This window comes from Nonomuraea roseola (assembly GCF_039535395.1).
Taxonomy (GTDB): Bacteria; Actinomycetota; Actinomycetes; order Streptosporangiales; family Streptosporangiaceae; genus Nonomuraea; species Nonomuraea roseola.
The window spans coordinates 3446882-3461489 of sequence record NZ_BAAAXC010000015.1 but is presented as its reverse complement, the minus strand read 5'-3'; the positions used below and the strand labels follow the sequence as shown (position 1 = coordinate 3461489).

15 protein-coding genes are annotated in these 14608 nt (G+C 70.6%); 9 read left to right on the top strand and 6 right to left on the bottom strand.

What is annotated here, in order from left to right; all coding sequences use genetic code 11:
- Positions 1 to 1473: an MFS transporter gene (locus ABFX55_RS39840; protein ID WP_346128450.1), complete on the top strand. Its 1473-nt coding sequence runs from the start codon at positions 1 to 3 to the stop codon at positions 1471 to 1473.
- Here ABFX55_RS39840 and ABFX55_RS39835 read toward each other — a convergent pair whose 3' ends face one another.
- Together ABFX55_RS39835 and ABFX55_RS39830 are read right to left on the bottom strand one after the other, a co-directional pair.
- A complete protein-coding gene (locus ABFX55_RS39835) occupies positions 1474 to 1869 on the bottom strand; it encodes a cold-shock protein (protein WP_183654616.1) in 396 nt (131 codons plus the stop codon).
- Positions 1870 to 1956: 87 nt separating this feature from the next.
- Positions 1957 to 2547, bottom strand: a complete 591-nt coding sequence (locus tag ABFX55_RS39830) for an HAD family hydrolase (RefSeq protein ID WP_346128448.1) — start codon at positions 2545 to 2547, stop codon at positions 1957 to 1959.
- A gap of 87 nt (positions 2548 to 2634) precedes the next feature.
- Between ABFX55_RS39830 and ABFX55_RS39825 the strand changes: the two genes are divergently transcribed.
- Both ABFX55_RS39825 and ABFX55_RS39820 read left to right on the top strand, forming a co-directional pair.
- Positions 2635 to 2973, top strand: a complete 339-nt coding sequence (locus tag ABFX55_RS39825; protein WP_346128446.1) for a hypothetical protein — start codon at positions 2635 to 2637, stop codon at positions 2971 to 2973.
- Between the two features lie 123 nt (positions 2974 to 3096).
- On the top strand, positions 3097 to 3720 hold the full coding sequence (locus ABFX55_RS39820) for a TetR/AcrR family transcriptional regulator (protein ID WP_346128444.1): 624 nt from the start codon (positions 3097 to 3099) through the stop codon (positions 3718 to 3720).
- Here ABFX55_RS39820 and ABFX55_RS39815 read toward each other — a convergent pair.
- A complete protein-coding gene (locus tag ABFX55_RS39815; RefSeq protein ID WP_346128442.1) occupies positions 3713 to 4537 on the bottom strand; it encodes a hypothetical protein in 825 nt (274 codons plus the stop codon). The two genes, ABFX55_RS39820 and ABFX55_RS39815, sit on opposite strands and share 8 nt — an antisense overlap.
- Before the next feature lie 44 nt (positions 4538 to 4581).
- On the opposite strand from ABFX55_RS39815, the gene ABFX55_RS39810 reads away from it, so the two are divergent.
- The 4 genes from ABFX55_RS39810 to ABFX55_RS39795 all read left to right on the top strand — a co-directional run bounded on the left by ABFX55_RS39810 (position 4582) and on the right by ABFX55_RS39795 (position 10705).
- Positions 4582 to 6900: a helicase-associated domain-containing protein gene (locus ABFX55_RS39810; RefSeq protein WP_346128441.1), complete on the top strand. Its 2319-nt coding sequence runs from the start codon at positions 4582 to 4584 to the stop codon at positions 6898 to 6900.
- 150 nt (positions 6901 to 7050) lie between these two features.
- Complete coding sequence (locus ABFX55_RS39805) at positions 7051 to 8511, top strand: class I adenylate-forming enzyme family protein (RefSeq protein ID WP_346128439.1); 1461 nt, start codon at positions 7051 to 7053, stop codon at positions 8509 to 8511.
- A gap of 68 nt (positions 8512 to 8579) precedes the next feature.
- Entirely contained in the window at positions 8580 to 9008 is a 429-nt protein-coding gene (locus ABFX55_RS39800; RefSeq protein WP_346128437.1) for a hypothetical protein, read from the top strand.
- 56 nt (positions 9009 to 9064) lie between these two features.
- Complete coding sequence (locus ABFX55_RS39795) at positions 9065 to 10705, top strand: DNA repair helicase XPB (RefSeq protein WP_346128436.1); 1641 nt, start codon at positions 9065 to 9067, stop codon at positions 10703 to 10705.
- 291 nt (positions 10706 to 10996) lie between these two features.
- On the opposite strand, the gene ABFX55_RS39790 is transcribed toward ABFX55_RS39795, so the two are convergent.
- Positions 10997 to 11299 carry a hypothetical protein gene (locus ABFX55_RS39790; protein WP_346128435.1) on the bottom strand — a complete coding sequence of 101 codons (303 nt, stop codon included), beginning with the start codon at positions 11297 to 11299 and terminating at the stop codon, positions 10997 to 10999.
- 106 nt (positions 11300 to 11405) lie between these two features.
- On the opposite strand from ABFX55_RS39790, the gene ABFX55_RS39785 reads away from it, so the two are divergent.
- Together ABFX55_RS39785 and ABFX55_RS39780 are read left to right on the top strand one after the other, a co-directional pair.
- The gene (locus ABFX55_RS39785; protein WP_346128433.1) at positions 11406 to 13445 is read left to right on the top strand and encodes a HelD family protein; all 2040 of its coding nucleotides are present in this window, start codon (positions 11406 to 11408) and stop codon (positions 13443 to 13445) included.
- A gap of 65 nt (positions 13446 to 13510) precedes the next feature.
- Positions 13511 to 13948, top strand: coding sequence for a GNAT family N-acetyltransferase (locus tag ABFX55_RS39780; protein ID WP_346128431.1), 438 nt, complete (start codon positions 13511 to 13513; stop codon positions 13946 to 13948).
- On the opposite strand, the gene ABFX55_RS39775 is transcribed toward ABFX55_RS39780, so the two are convergent.
- Complete coding sequence (locus ABFX55_RS39775; RefSeq protein WP_346128430.1) at positions 13923 to 14336, bottom strand: PIN domain-containing protein; 414 nt, start codon at positions 14334 to 14336, stop codon at positions 13923 to 13925. The genes ABFX55_RS39780 and ABFX55_RS39775 overlap by 26 nt on opposite strands.
- The gene (locus tag ABFX55_RS39770; protein WP_346128429.1) at positions 14333 to 14581 is read right to left on the bottom strand and encodes a type II toxin-antitoxin system CcdA family antitoxin; all 249 of its coding nucleotides are present in this window, start codon (positions 14579 to 14581) and stop codon (positions 14333 to 14335) included. The genes ABFX55_RS39775 and ABFX55_RS39770 overlap by 4 nt, the downstream gene beginning before the upstream one ends.
- Positions 14582 to 14608 lie beyond the last annotated feature (27 nt).

The following is a 14608-nucleotide window of genomic DNA, read 5'->3' as shown; positions in this document are numbered from 1 at the left end:
GTGTGGACGCTAGCGAGACGGGTGGGGCACGTGCTGGCCGAAGCGGGCCGGGCGTCCATGCGCGCCGGCCGCAGGACGGCGAGCGGCACCAGACGCATGGGGCTCGCCACCGCGAGCGGGGCCCAGCGGGTCGGCCACGCCACGCGCAGGCTCACGCACGCGCACGGCGCCGACCGCACCGGTCTGGGCAGACTGATCGAGCTGACGGCAGCCAACAGCGCGGGCGACTCCCTCGTCACGCTCGCCCTGGCGGGCACGATCTTCTTCGGCCTGCCGGTCAACGAGGCGCGCGGCCAGGTGGCGCTCTACCTGGTGATCACGATGATCCCTTTCGCGGTGGTCGCGCCCTTCGTCGGCCCCGTGCTCGACAAGTTCAGGTCGGGCCGCCGCTACGTGATGGCGGGCACGCTGTTCGCCAGAGGGCTGCTGTGCTTCGCCATGGCCGCGGCCGTTGGCCCCGGCGACGTGCTCACCCTCTTCGCTGGCGCCCTCGGCGTGCTCGTGCTGTCGAAGGCCTACAACGTCTCACGCGCGGCGATCATGCCGAGCGTGCTGCCCGCCGACATCACGCTGGTCAGCGCCAACGCGAGAGTGGCGCTGTTCTCCCTGGTGGCCGCGGGCGTCGCGGTGCCCACGGCGGCGGGCCTCACGGCGTGGCTCGGCGCGGCGTGGGTGCTGCGCATCGCGATGGTGGTCTTCCTCGTGCTCGGCGTCTTCGCGGTGCGGCTGCCGCGCCACGTCGACTCCCCCGACCTCGACGAGGAGGAGGGCGGCGAGAGAGCGCGCTGGCGGACGCTGCTCAACGTCGGCCCCGCCGTCACCGAGGCCATGAGGGCCAACGCCGCCATCCGCCTCTTCTCCGGCTTCCTGCTGTTCTACCTGCTCTTCCTCGTGCAGGACGAGCACCTCAAGGACCTGCCCGCGACCACCACCATCGCCCTGCTCGCCGGCGCCGCGGGGCTCGGCGGCCTGGCGGGCGCGGCCGTGGCCAACTGGGCGCGCAACCACTCGCCCCAGGTCATCGTGCTGCTCACGCTGGCCGTGACCACGGTGACGGCGGGCGTGACGGCCTTCCTGTTCGGCCTGTGGGCCGCCGTCGCGGTGGCGCTGGTGGCCGCCTTCGCCCAGGAGCTCGGCAAGCTGGCGCTCGACGCGATCGTGCAGCGCGAGATCGGCGAGGAGGTGCGCTCGTCGACGTTCGGCGTGGTCGAGGCGCTCCTTCAGCTGGCCTGGGTGTTCGGCGGGCTGATCGGCCTGCTGGTGTCGGACTGGTCGACGGGCCCTGGCGGGCTCACCGGGCTCGCCGTCGTGCTGGCCCTGGCCCTCGGCTGGCTCGTGGTGCGCAGGAGAGTGCGGGTCAGGGCGCGTGAAGCCAAGGTGAGCGCGTCGACACCGCCCGCGGCCAGGCAGGCGCCCGCCACCAAGGATCCGACGGCGACCACCAAGCCGTTGACCAACCCGCACAGCGGTTGATCAGTCGAGGTCGTCCGCCACGGCTCGCAGCACCTGGGCGATCTTCTTGGAGTGCACGGGGTCGGGCTGCTTGCCCCGCTGGTAGGACTCGGAGATGACGTCGAGCAGCTTGATGAGGTCCTCGACGATCACGACCATCTCGTCGGGCTTCTTCCGCTTGCCCTTCGGCTTGACCGTCTTGGCCAGGGTCGGCGGCTGCTCGAGAATCCGCACCGACAGCGCCTGCTGTCCCCTGCGGCCCTCGGCCACACCGAACTCGACCTTTTGTCCGGGCTTCAACGGTTCCGCGCCAGTGGGAAGCGCGGAGGAATGGACGAAGACCTCACCGCCGTCGTCGCGGGTGAGGAAGCCGAAACCCTTGTCGGCGTCGTACCACTTGACCTTGCCACTCGGCACAGGGGGGACCTCGTTCGTACTGTCGGGAAAGATGAATGGAAGTAGGTTATGCCCACCGAGCCCGGAGAGCGACCGGGTAAATGCGCGCTAATTCCAGTCGCCGAACCAGGCGGCGAACTCGGTCAGATCCGACAGCGCCACATCGGCCCCGTGATCACGCAGCTCTCCCACGGTGTAGGGGCCCGTCGCGACCCCCACGCTGACGGCGCCTCCCGCTCGCGCCGCCTCGATGTCCGCGACATGGTCTCCGACATAGGCGTCCGCGCCGAACCGCGCGAGCGCCCCGCCCTTGCCCGCGCCGAACACCGATCCGACCACCTCGTCCACGTCGAACCCGAGCAGGTCGACGGTCCTTCTCGCGTCGTGGACGTTCTTGCCCGTCACGACGATCACCCCGCCTCCGGCCTCCCGCACCGTCTTGATCGCCTCGTGGGCGCCGCTCATGGCGGTGTGCGCGGGAAGGGCGACGTCGGGATAGAGCTCCCTGAAGAGCGCCGCCGCGCCGGGGACGTCCTCCTCGGGCAGCCAGTTGGCCAGCTCCAGTTCGAGCGGAGGGCCGAGCCTGGAGATCACCATCGCGCTGTCGATGACCACGCCCAGCCGTACGGCGAGCTCGTCAAAGACGGCAGCGATACCTGATCTGGTGTCGGCCAGCGTCATATCAAGGTCAAACCCCACTGATTTCCCCACCCGTGAAGAGTAACGGTCGCTGGTATGGAAGCGTTGAAGTGGGAAGAAAGGAATTACTTATCGGAGGGAGCGGCCATGGCTGAAACCCGACCGCATCGGCCCGCCGTCAGGCCGGCGCCGACCGCCCGTCAGCGCGCGGCCGACATCGCGGTGTGGGCCGTCAAGGTCGTCTCGAGGGCCGCCGCGCTCGTCCTGGCCCTCTACATCGCTTTCAGGATCTTCCCCACCAACCCGGCCAACTCTCTCGTCCAGTTCGTCGAGGCCGTGGCGACCACGCTGTCCCTCGGCATGTCCGACCTGTTCAGGCTGGCCGACGCGCGCTGGCAGGTCCTGGTGAACTACGGCCTGGCCGCCGTGGTGTGGCTCGTCCTCGGCTCGGCGGTGGCGAGCCTGATCCGGCGCGTGTCACCGTAACGACTATGGTCCTTACTAATGAGAAACGCGCCAATCGGACCACCGCCGGGTCCCTGACTGGCACGTAGGGGTCGCGGCGGTCTGATGAGCACGTCCTCATTAGATGGAGGTACTAGGAACGACATGACCAGATCCACGCGCGAGCGGATCGTCGACGAGGCTCTGAGGCTGTTCGCGGAGCGGGGCTACTCCGCCACCTCGGTGGCCGAGATCGAGGCCGCCGCCGGGCTCTCCCCAGGAGCGGGGGGCCTCTACCGGCACTTCAAGTCGAAGTACGAGGTGCTCGCCGCCGCGATGCACGAGCACGCCGCACGCACCCGCATCCAGGTGGCAGACAGCCTGGCCGAGCTCAGCAGCATGGAGGGCTCCGCCGACCTCGAGGAGCGCCTGTCCCTGGTGTGCAGGGCGGGACTGGCGAAGGTCCGCGAGGAGAGCGAGCTGACCAGGGTGTTCTTCCGCGATCTCAGCCAGTTCCCCGAGCTGGTCGCGGTCGTGCGCGAGGGCCTGCTGCAGCCGATGTTCGACGCGATCACCGGCTGGTTCCGCGCCCAGCCCGAGTACGCGGAGGCCGACCTCGACTGGACGGGCATCGGCGCGGTGCTCGGCGGCGCGGTCGTGCACTACCGGCTGTTCCAGGAGACGGTCGGCGAGACACCGGGTCACGCCGAGAAGGACCAGTTCGTCGCCGCGTGGGTACGGCTGGCCGTCGGCCTGCTGCCCGCTCCGGCGCACGCACCGGTCAGCTGAGATCCCACAGGCGATAGGCGAGCCAGACCACGCCCAGACCCGTGAAGATCATGAACATGATCCCGCTGACCGCGTAGAACTGGGCGAGGAAGGCGGAGAAGCCGCTCTCACCCCCCACCCGCAGCGCGCCGATCACCACCCCGCCCACGCCGTAGCCGAACATGGGAGCGCCGATCCCGATCATCCTGTCCCTGAAGGACCAGCTGTCGCTCGTCAGGACGGTCGCCGCGCCCGCCGCCCAGACGATCACCGGCACCTGGAAGATCGCCACGGACGGGAGGCTCATCGGCACCAGCAGCGCGGCCAGCAGGAGCAGCCCGATCGCCAGCACCTCGCGCGGATGCCCCTTGACCACGGTCCTGGCGTCCCTGCCGCCCGTGGCCATGGGGTTGGCCCCCGCCATCACCGCCCTGCGCAGGCCCGCGAACGGCAGGCCGCGCTCGGTCCTGCCGGCCAGTCTCGCCCGCGCCTCTCGCATGCCGCGCGCCACGCCGGGCGGGACGTCGTCGACCACGCGGGGGAAGACGGCGGTGTCGCTCTCGGCGGGCCGCACCTCGGGCTCGGCCTGGATCCTCGGCACCTCGCCGTCGGAGGAGAGCCTGCGGGCCTCGCGCTCGACGAGCGCCGCAGGATCGCCGAATGTGGCCAGCACCCTGGCCACCACCTTGGGGTCCTCGCTGCCGCTCCGCTCCGACTCGATGCGGGCCCGCAGCCGCTGGACGAAGTCGAGCCTGTGGTCCTGGCGCAGCACACCGTGAGCGGCGTCGGCCGCCTTGCTGACGTAGTCCAGGACGAGCTGGTCGGCCCGTTCGATCACGCATGCCATGCTGCCCGAATCCGCAGGAACATACCATTGCAATGATGGAGTTCACTCAGTGGATCAGGGAGCGCACCGACGATCAGCTCGGCGCGCTCGTGTCCGCGCGCCCCGAGCTGATCACGCCGGTCCCCGCCCACCTCGAAGGGCTGGCCGCGCGGGCGGGCAGCCCCTCGGCGATCGGCCGCGCCCTCGACCGGCTCGACAGGTTCGCGCTGGCCGTGGTCGAGACGCTCGCCGTCCACCCCGATGAGCTCCCCAGAGACTCCCTCCACGACCTGCTCGCCAGGGCGACAGGAGAGGACAGCCTCCCCCTCGACGACACACTGGAGCGCCTGCGCGCCCTCGCCCTGATCTACGGCCCCGACGACGCCCTGGCCCTCGCACCGGGCGTGCGCAAGGTGCTCGACGACCCCGCGGGGCTCGGCCCTCCCGTCACCGAGGTGTTCAGGCACCACCCGCCCGAGCAGCTGGAGGAGATCGCCGACGACATCGCCCCCGGCACCGAGGGCGGCGGCAAGGAGCGGCTGCGCGCCGCGCTCGCCGAGCCCGCCAAGCTGGTCGAGGAGGTCTCGCCTCCGGCGAGGAAGGCGCTGGAGGAGCTGGCGTGGGGGCCGCCGAGCGGCCGCGTGCCCAACGCCCGCAGGGCCGTCCGCCTGGCCACCGCCCGCTCGCCGATCGAGGAGCTGCTCGCCAGGGGGCTGCTCGCGGCCACCGGAGAAGACAGCGTGGCGCTGCCCCGCGAGGTCGGCCTCTACCTGCGCGAAGGCCGCGTGCACCGCGACCTGTCCCCCGTGCCGCCGCCCCTCGAGGGCGCGGAGCGTCCCGGCTCCCTCGCCGACAGGACGGCGGCGGGCCAGGCGTTCACGTTCACGCGGGCGGTCGAGGAGCTGTGCGAGAGGTGGAGCTTCGACGCTCCGGGCGTGCTGCGCACGGGCGGCCTCGGCGTGCGCGACCTCAAGCGCACCGCCACCCAGCTCGACCTGCCCGAATGGGCCGCCGCCCTGGTCATCGAGGTGGCACACGCGGCGGGCCTGATCGCCTCGGGCGGCAACGTCGACGGCGAGTGGCTGCCCACCGCGGGCTACGACAGCTGGCGGGTCAGGGCCACGGAGGAGCGCTGGGTCACGCTGGCCGTCACCTGGCTGCACACCGACAGGGTGCCCGGCGTCGTGGGCGAACGCGACGAGCGCGACCGCCTGCTCAACGCCCTCCACCCCGACCTGCGCCGCTCCTCCGCCCCCGAGGTACGGCAGGCGACGCTGCGCGTGCTCGCCACCGCCCCTGGCCTCGCGCCGTCCCGCGAGTCCGTGCTGCGGCGGCTGGCGTGGGAGCAGCCCAGGCGGCGTGGCGCGCTGCGCGAGCAGCTGACCGACTTCGCCCTGCGCGAGGCCGAGCAGCTGGGCTTCACCGGGCTCGGCGTGCTGTCGGCGCACGGCCGCGCCCTGCTGTCGGGCTCGAAGGAGGCCGCCGCCGTCCTCGCTCCGCTGCTTCCCGAGCCCGTCGACCACGTGCTGCTTCAGGCCGACCTCACCGCCGTCGCGCCAGGACCGCTCACCAGCGACCTGGCCCGCTGGCTGACGCTCGCCGCCGACGTGGAGTCCACGGGAGGGGCGACCGTCTACCGGTTCGGCGAGGGCTCCATCAGGCGGGCGCTCGACGCCGGTCAGGGGGCCGACGAGCTGCTGTCCATGCTCGCCCGCCACTCGGCCACCCCTGTGCCGCAGCCGCTGTCATACCTGGTGGCGGACGTGGCACGCAGACACGGCAGGATGCGCGTCGGTACGGCCAGCGCCTACATCCGCAGCGACGACCCCTCCATGCTCGACCAGCTCATGGCCGACCGCCGCGTAGTCCCGCTGAGGCTCAGGCGCCTGGCTCCCACGGTCATCGCCTCGCGCACCTCCAGGGCCTCGCTCGTCGACTCGCTGAGGGCGATGGGGTTCGCGCCCGTCGCCGAATCACTCGACGGGGACGTCATCATCACCCAGCTCGACACCAGGCGGACCGAGGGCGTGCCCGTGGCCAGGACGGTGTCGTCGTTCAACGGGCTCGATCCCGACGTGGTGGCGGCGGCCGTACGGGCCATGCGGGCGGGCGAGGCGCGGCGCGGACCTGTGGACGCGCCCGACGGCGCGGTGCCCCGCGGTCCCGCCACGACCACCATCTCCACCCTGCAGGAGGCGATCAGGCAGGGGGTGCGGGTGTGGATCGGCTACCTCGACTCCCAGGGCAACGCCACCAGCCGCATCCTGGAGCCGGCCCGGATGGAGGGCGGCTACCTCACGGCCTACGACGAGACCCGCGCCGCCGTCCACCGCTTCGCCCTCCACCGCATCACCGGCGTCTCCAACCTCTCCTGATCCCTCTGTCGCGTCCAGACGATCCAGGGCTCTCGGAGACCTCGAGGGATGACGTCCGGAGTCTCTCGGAAGCGGCGATCCCCCGAGCGACGGACGGATGATCACTCTGGGCGGTTGACTCGGAGGCCCGTGCGGATCACCGTGAGAGGCGTGAAGGAACAAACGCTCGGACGTCTGGCCGAGGAGTCGTGGAACCGGTTCGACGACCACGAGTCGGTCTTCTACGAAGGGGAGTGGCACCGCAGCCACACCCTCGCCCAACGCGCCAGACGCGTCACAGGCGGCCTGATCGAGGCGGGTGTCGGCCCCGGCGACAGGGTCGTCGTGATGATGGCCACGAGCCCCGACGTCGGCATCGTCTACCAGGCCGTCTGGGCCGCGGGCGCCGTGGTGGTCCCCGTGGTCTTCCTGGTCGGCGCCGACGAGCTGCGCCACATCCTGTCCGACAGCGGCGCCACCGCGGTCGTCACCTCGCCGGAGCTCCTGGAGACCGTCCAGGCCGCGGGCGGGGGGATCAGGGTCTTCGTGGACACCGACGAGCTGGAGCAGGCCGAGCACGGCCCGCTGCCCCGGGACCCCTCCGACCTGGCCGCGGTGATGTACACCGGCGGAACCACCGGCAGGGCGAAGGGCGTCATGCTCAGCCACGGCGGTCTCTGGCAGGTCGCCAAGGACGCCTTCGACCTGGCCTACCTGCCAGGGGTCACCAGGGCGATCGTCCCCGTCCCGCTCTCCCACGCCTATGGCCTGATCGTCACCATCGCGGGCATGCACGCCCCCGAGCCGCAGCAGGCCGTCCTGATGCGCTGGTTCGACCCGAAGGCCTTCCTGTCGCTGGCCGCCGAGCAGCGCGTGCAGTACGGCACCGTGGTCCCCTCCATGCTCCAGATGCTGCTCGCCGAGCCACTCGAGGACACCGCGCTGCCCGACCTGCGCCACCTCACCTGCGGCGCGGCTCCGCTGGGCCGCGACGTGCTCAGGGAGTTCGAACGGCGGATGCCGGGCGTGCAGATCCTCGAGGGGTACGGCCTGACCGAGACCAGCGCCGTCACCACCTTCAACCCTCCCGGCAGGCGCAGGCCCGGCAGCGTCGGCCTGCCCCTTCCCGGCTACACGATCACGATCAGGGACGACGAGGGCGAGGAGGTGGAGGCAGGCGACATCGGCGAGATCTGCGTGGCGGGCCGATCGCTGATGCTCGGTTACTGGGGCGGGCTCGACTCCCCCGTCGTGGACGGCGAGCTGCGCACGGGCGACATCGGCTGCATGGACGACGACGGCTACCTCTACGTCGTGGACAGGAAGAAGGACCTGGTCATCAGGGGCGGCTTCAACGTCTTCCCCCGCGATGTGGAGGACGCGCTGAACACCCACCCCGACGTCGTGATGTCGGGGGTGGTCGGCCGTCCCGACCCTCTGCACGGCGAGGAGGTCGTCGCCTTCGTCCAGCTGCGCCCCGGCGGCGAGGCCACCGAGGAGGCACTGGTCGCCTGGGCGCGTGAGCGGGTCGGCAGAGTGAAATATCCGAGGGAGATCCACTTCACCGACCACATCCCCGTGACCAGCGTGCTCAAGCTGGACAGGAAGGCGCTGCGCGCCCGACTTCTCTAGGGACTCGCCGAACTGTCACCTGATTTCGTGATATCTGTTGACGGGCCAGAAAACGAAAAGGTGACTCAGTGAGCAGCGGTTACACCCCAGAGAACTCCGGCGACCAGAGCCCCTACGGCCAGCAGATGCCGTACGGCTCGCCGTACAACCAGGGCCCTCACGGTTCGGGCGAGCAGCAGCCCTACGGCCCGCCGTACGGCCAGCAGCCCCCGCCCGGCTACGGCTACGGCTACCCGCCGCCCCAGCAGGGCCCGCGCACGCATGCCATCGTCGCGCTGGTCATCAGCATCGTGCTCGCGCTGAGCTGCTACATCACCCCCGGCGGCATCGCCGGAGCGATCATGTCGGGCATCGCGCTCGGCCAGGTCGACACGCACCCGGACAAGGCACGCAACCTGCTGAAGTGGACCTGGATCAGCATCGGCATCAACGTCGCGCTGGTCGTTCTGGGCTTCGGCGTCATCATCGCGCTGGGAGTCACGGGAAACCTGGACTAACTGTCGGTCGCCGGGTGTTGGATATGCGGTAGCAGTACCAACCCCGGGGGAAGCCTGTGAATGACGGCCCGCTGATCGTCCAATCCGACAAGACCTTGCTGCTCGAGGTCGACCACGAGCGGGCCGACGAGTGTCGCAAGGCGATCGCGCCCTTCGCCGAGTTGGAGCGCGCGCCCGAGCACGTCCACACCTATCGCGTCACGCCGCTGGCGCTGTGGAACGCGCGCGCCGCGGGCCATGACGCCGAGCAGGTCATCGACGCGCTCATCGGGTTCAGCCGCTATCCGGTGCCGCACGCGCTGCTGGTCGACGTGGCCGAGACCATGGCGCGCTACGGCAGGTTGCGTCTGGAGAAGGACCCCGCGCACGGCCTGGTCCTGGCCTCGACCGACCGCGCCGTCCTCGAAGAGGTCCTGCGCTCGAGGAAGATCCAGCCGATGCTGGGCGAGCGCATCGGCGCCGACGCCGTCGCGGTCCACCCGAGCGAGCGGGGCAACATCAAGCAGGCGCTGCTCAAGCTGGGCTGGCCCGCCGAAGACCTCGCGGGCTACGTCGACGGCGAGGCCCACGCCATCAAGCTCAAGCAGGACGGCTGGGCGCTGCGTCCCTACCAGCAGGAGGCCGCCGACGCCTTCTGGCACGGCGGCTCCGGCGTGGTCGTGCTGCCCTGCGGCGCGGGCAAGACCATCGTCGGCGCGGCCGCGATGGCCAGGGCCGAGGCCACCACGCTGATCCTGGTCACCAACACGGTGAGCGCCCACCAGTGGAAGCAGGAGCTGCTCAAGCGCACCTCGCTGACCGAGGACGAGATCGGCGAATACTCCGGCACCAAGAAGGAGATCCGTCCCGTCACCATCGCCACCTACCAGGTGATGACGACCAAGCGGAAGGGCGTCTACGCCCACCTGGAGCTGTTCGACGCGCGCGACTGGGGCCTGATCGTCTACGACGAGGTGCACCTGCTGCCCGCACCCATCTTCAGGATGACCGCCGACCTGCAGGCCCGTCGCAGGGTGGGGCTGACCGCGACGCTCGTGCGCGAGGACGGCAGGGAGGGCGACGTGTTCTCCCTCATCGGCCCGAAGCGCTACGACGCGCCGTGGAAGGAGATGGAGAACCAGGGCTGGATCGCCCCGGCCGACTGCGTCGAGGTGCGCGTCACGCTCTCCGACGAGGAGCGCCTGGCCTACGCGATGGCCGAGTCCGAGGAGCGCTACAGGTTCGCCGCGACCACGCCGTCCAAGACGCGCGTGACCGAGGCGCTGGTCAGGCGGCACCTCGGCGAGCAGGTGCTGGTCATCGGCCAGTACATCGACCAGCTCGACGAGCTGGCCGAGCACCTCAACGCGCCCGTGATCAAGGGCGAGACCCGCATCAAGGAGCGGGAGCGGCTCTTCCAGGCCTTCCGCGACAAGGAGCTGCAGGTCCTGGTGGTCTCCAAGGTCGCCAACTTCTCCATCGACCTGCCCGAGGCGGCCGTCGCCATCCAGGTGTCGGGCACGTTCGGCTCCCGCCAGGAGGAGGCCCAGCGGCTGGGGCGCGTGCTACGGCCCAAGGCCGACGGCGGAGGCGCGCGCTTCTACACGGTGGTCAGCCGCGACACGGTCGACCAGGAGTTCGCCGCGCATCGCCAGCGCTTCCTCGCCGAGCAGGGCTACGCCTACCAGATCATCGACGCCGACGACGTCCACCAGTGAGGCGCCGACGACGTCCACCAGTGAGGCGCTGACGACGTCCAGCGGTGAGGTGCCGACGACGTCCACCGGTGAAAGGGCTCGCGCGAAGGGTCTCGCGCGAGCCGTACCACTAAGTCCACGAAACTCCGCGGGCCTTCGACAATTGGACCACCCCCTACCGGCGACACCTGTCGCGATGCCACATACCCCCATGATCCGCCGAATCAACGAGACATGCCCCGATTTTTCGCTTTTTGGCCTGCGATTACTGGGGCGATGCGCCGCCGATCATCGTACCGACCACCCGGCAGATCACTGGGCGAGCATCCCGCCGAAGAACAGGACACCCGCCGCGGCCAGCCATGACAGCACCGCGCCCCCCATCAGCGCCCAGAATCTGAGCGGAAACAGCCACGCCCCCACGGTGAGGCAGGCCGCCAGGACCGCGAACAGCCCCGAGACGGTGGAGACGACGTCGAGGCGCGTCGCGCACGCGGCCGAGCTCTCCCCGTCGGTGCAGAACGCCTCGAGCCCCCAGCCGGCGAAGACCGACAGACCCCACAGGGCGGCCAGCAGGAGGCTGGCGACGGTCGGGATGACCGGGGAGATCCTCACACTGCCTCCTGCATTAATGAATGGGAAGCCTCCGACCTCGCCGGTAAGCTAGTCGATTCGCTGCCTTGTTTACCACCTCCGTCGACGAATAGGGAGGCGCTTTCGCATGCCCGGACACCAGTTGGCCCCCGACATACCCACCGATGTGCTCGCCGCCGAGCGAGCCCATCTCTCCGAGTCCCGCGCGGCGCTCAGAGCGATGCGCAAACACGCCCAGTCGCTGTCGTCGGACGCCGCGGGCGACTGGGTCTCGCAGCAGATCCTCCAGTCGCTGCTCGACCAGCGCGTGGCCGCGCTCGCCGACCACCCCGACACGCCGCTGTTCTTCGGCCGGCTCGACCGCGCCACCGAGGAAGACCTCGAGGACAACCTCGAGGGAAGGCTCGAGGCCGGCGACGAGCTGCCCGCCACGATCTACGTCGGCCGCCGCCACGTCCACGACGGCGGCAGCCGCGCGCTGGTCATCGACTGGCGCGCCCCCGTCTCCCGCGCCTTCTACCAGGCCAGCCCCTCCGACCCCATGGGCGTCGTACGGCGGCGCCGCTTCGGCTACCAGGGCGGCGACCTCACCGCCTTCGAGGACGAGCCCCTGGCCGAAGGTGGCGAGCTCGGCCCCTCGAAGATCCTCACCGAGGAGATCGAGCGCCCCCGCACCGGTCCGATGCGCGACATCGTCGCCACCATCCAGCCCGACCAGGACGAGATCGTCCGCTCGGCGCTGACGCAGACCGTCTGCGTCCAGGGCGCCCCCGGCACCGGCAAGACCGCCGTGGGCCTGCACCGCGCCGCCTACCTGCTGTTCACCCACCGCGAGAAGCTCGCCCGCGCCGGCGTCATGATCGTCGGGCCGAACAAGGCGTTCCTGTCCTACATCTCCTCCGTCCTGCCCGCCCTCGGCGAGGTCAAGGTCGACCAGACCACCGTCGCCGAGCTGCTCGGCTCCTACGACGCGCCCGAGCGGCCCGAGGTGGCGGCCGCCAAGGGCGACGCCCGTATGGCCAAGGTGCTGGAGCGGGCGCTCTGGCTGCACATCGTGAAGCCCACCGAGGGCCTCGTCTACACCAAGGGCGTCCACCGCTTCAGGGTGGCCGACTACGAGGTGCGCGAGATGGTCGCCTCGCTGCGCGGCACCACCAGGTACGGCCCCGGCCGCGCCGCCCTCGCCCAGCGCCTGGCCCACCAGGTGCTGGTGCGGATGGAACAGCGCGGCGACTCCCCCGACGACAGGGTGCAGGACGCGGTGGCCAGGTCGAAGCCGGTCAAGCAGCTGGTCGAGTCGGTGTGGCCCAAGCTGACCCCCGCCCAGGTGCTCCACCGCCTGCTGTCGGACCCCGACTTCCTGGCCGCGGCGGCCAGGTCGGACCTGTCCCAGGAGGAGCAGGACCTGCTGGTCTGGAGCAAGCCCCACCGCTCGTGGAAGTCCGCCAAGTGGTCCGCGGCCGACGCCGCCCTGCTCGACGAGCTGGCCGACCTGATCGAGCGCACCCCCTCCCTCGGCCACCTGGTCGTGGACGAGGCGCAGGACCTGTCGGAGATGCAGCTGCGGGCGCTGGGGCGGCGCTGCCGCAACGGCTCGGCGACCGTCCTGGGTGACCTCGCCCAGGGCACCACCCCCTGGTCCACCCGCTCGTGGAAGAGCGTGCTCCAGCACCTCGGCCAGGAGGCGGGCGAGGTCACCGAGCTCACGCTGGGCTTCCGCGTCCCCCGCGAGGTGCTCGACTACGCCGCCCAGTTGCTCCCCTCGATCGCCCCCGACCTCGCCGCCCCTCGTTCCCTTCGTCCCGGCCTCGGCTCCCTGTCAGTACGGCAGGACGGCCAGGTCCTCGAAGCCGTCCGTGAGGCGCTCGCCAGGGAGGGCTCGATCGGCGTCATCGTCCCCGACTCCCTCGTCGAGACGGTGTCCCAGGAGCTCGCCGTCCTTCCGCACGCCGTCCTCGGCCCCGACTCCACCGAGGAGCACCGCCTGCTGGTCATCCCCGCCACCCTGGCCAAGGGTCTGGAGTACGACCACGTCATCGTGGTCGAGCCCTCCGACATCGTCGCGGCCGAGCCGCGCGGCCTGGCCCGCCTGTACGTGGTGCTGACCCGCGCGGTCTCCTCCCTGACCGTCCTGCACGCCAAGCCGCTCCCCGCCCAGCTGGCATAGGACGCCCGCGCCCCGGGGACCCACCCCGGGGCCCTCACCGCCCTGCTCTGGTAGCTTCGCGGGGCATGAGCAGGTCTGAGGTGAAAGTACGGTTCGGCGGAGCGGACGACATCCCCGCCGTCCTGGCGTTCTGGCTGGTGGCCGCCGAGGGCACCGACCGCCACGACTCGGCGGACAAGGTCGTGGCGCTGGTGGAGCGCGACCCCGAGGCCCTGCTGCTCGCCGAGGACGACGGCCACCTGGTCGGCACGCTGATCGCGGGCTGGGACGGCTGGCGGGCGCATCTGTACCGCCTGGCCGTCCATCCAGGGCACCGGCGCAGGGGCATCGCGACCACCCTGCTCGCCGCCGCCGAGGAGCGCTTCGCGGCCTTCGGGGCCTTCAGGGCCGACGCGATGGTGCTCGACGACAACGTGCCGGCCCATCACGCGTGGAGCGCCGCGGGCTACTCCAGGCAGCCGGAGTGGGGCCGCTGGGTCAAGCCCCTCCCCAGCAGCCGATGAGTCGAACTCTGCCGTCGCACAGCCGTGCCATGTCATCCAGGTCGGATGTGAGCATGGCGACAGGCCCTGGCTGACGCAGAGCCACCTCGGCGACGGACGCGTCGATGGCGTACTTGTGGCCGTGCAGTCCGGCCGCTTTGAGAAGCTTCGCCGCCGCCTTCGCAGAGGCCTCAGTGACGGGCTCCACCTTGACCAGCGAAAGCGCCCACTGCAGTCGCTGCAGGTTCACTCGCGCATGGCTGACCTCGACGATGGTGTTCGCACTGATGACGAATTCGCTGCCGATCTCCTGGAATACCCGCATCATGGCGATGACCTTCCGATCCTGTGCCATCCATGCGGACAAACCCTCGGCGTCGAGAACGATCGTTTCGATGTGGCCGATCAAGACGCATCCGCCGAACCACGGGAGGCCGTGGCGCCGAAGATACGCGCGGTGGCCTCCGCCATCTCCTCGTCGGTGAACTCGCCGTGCTGCTCCTGGTACCGCTGCAACTCGGCGCCGCGCAACTGATGCCTGAGCTGACGAGCAACCGCCTCAGCCACGTAGCCGGAGACGTTGTCGGTGAGCTTCTTCAGCTCTGCCACCTGTTCGGCAGGGAGGGTGACCGTGATGCGGGTCGTGTCAGCCATGAACGAAGCATACTGCGGTATGCGCGA

Excerpts from the sequence above, each read along its gene's own strand:
- ABFX55_RS39825 (WP_346128446.1), top strand. The coding sequence starts at position 2,635 with ATGGCTGAAACCCGACCGCATCGGCCCGCCGTCAGGCCGGCGCCGACC.
- ABFX55_RS39820 (WP_346128444.1), top strand. The coding sequence starts at position 3,097 with ATGACCAGATCCACGCGCGAGCGGATCGTCGACGAGGCTCTGAGGCTG.
- ABFX55_RS39810 (WP_346128441.1), top strand. The coding sequence starts at position 4,582 with ATGGAGTTCACTCAGTGGATCAGGGAGCGCACCGACGATCAGCTCGGC.
- ABFX55_RS39785 (WP_346128433.1), top strand. The coding sequence starts at position 11,406 with ATGCCCGGACACCAGTTGGCCCCCGACATACCCACCGATGTGCTCGCC.
- ABFX55_RS39780 (WP_346128431.1), top strand. The coding sequence starts at position 13,511 with ATGAGCAGGTCTGAGGTGAAAGTACGGTTCGGCGGAGCGGACGACATC.
- ABFX55_RS39770 (WP_346128429.1), bottom strand. The coding sequence starts at position 14,581 with ATGGCTGACACGACCCGCATCACGGTCACCCTCCCTGCCGAACAGGTG.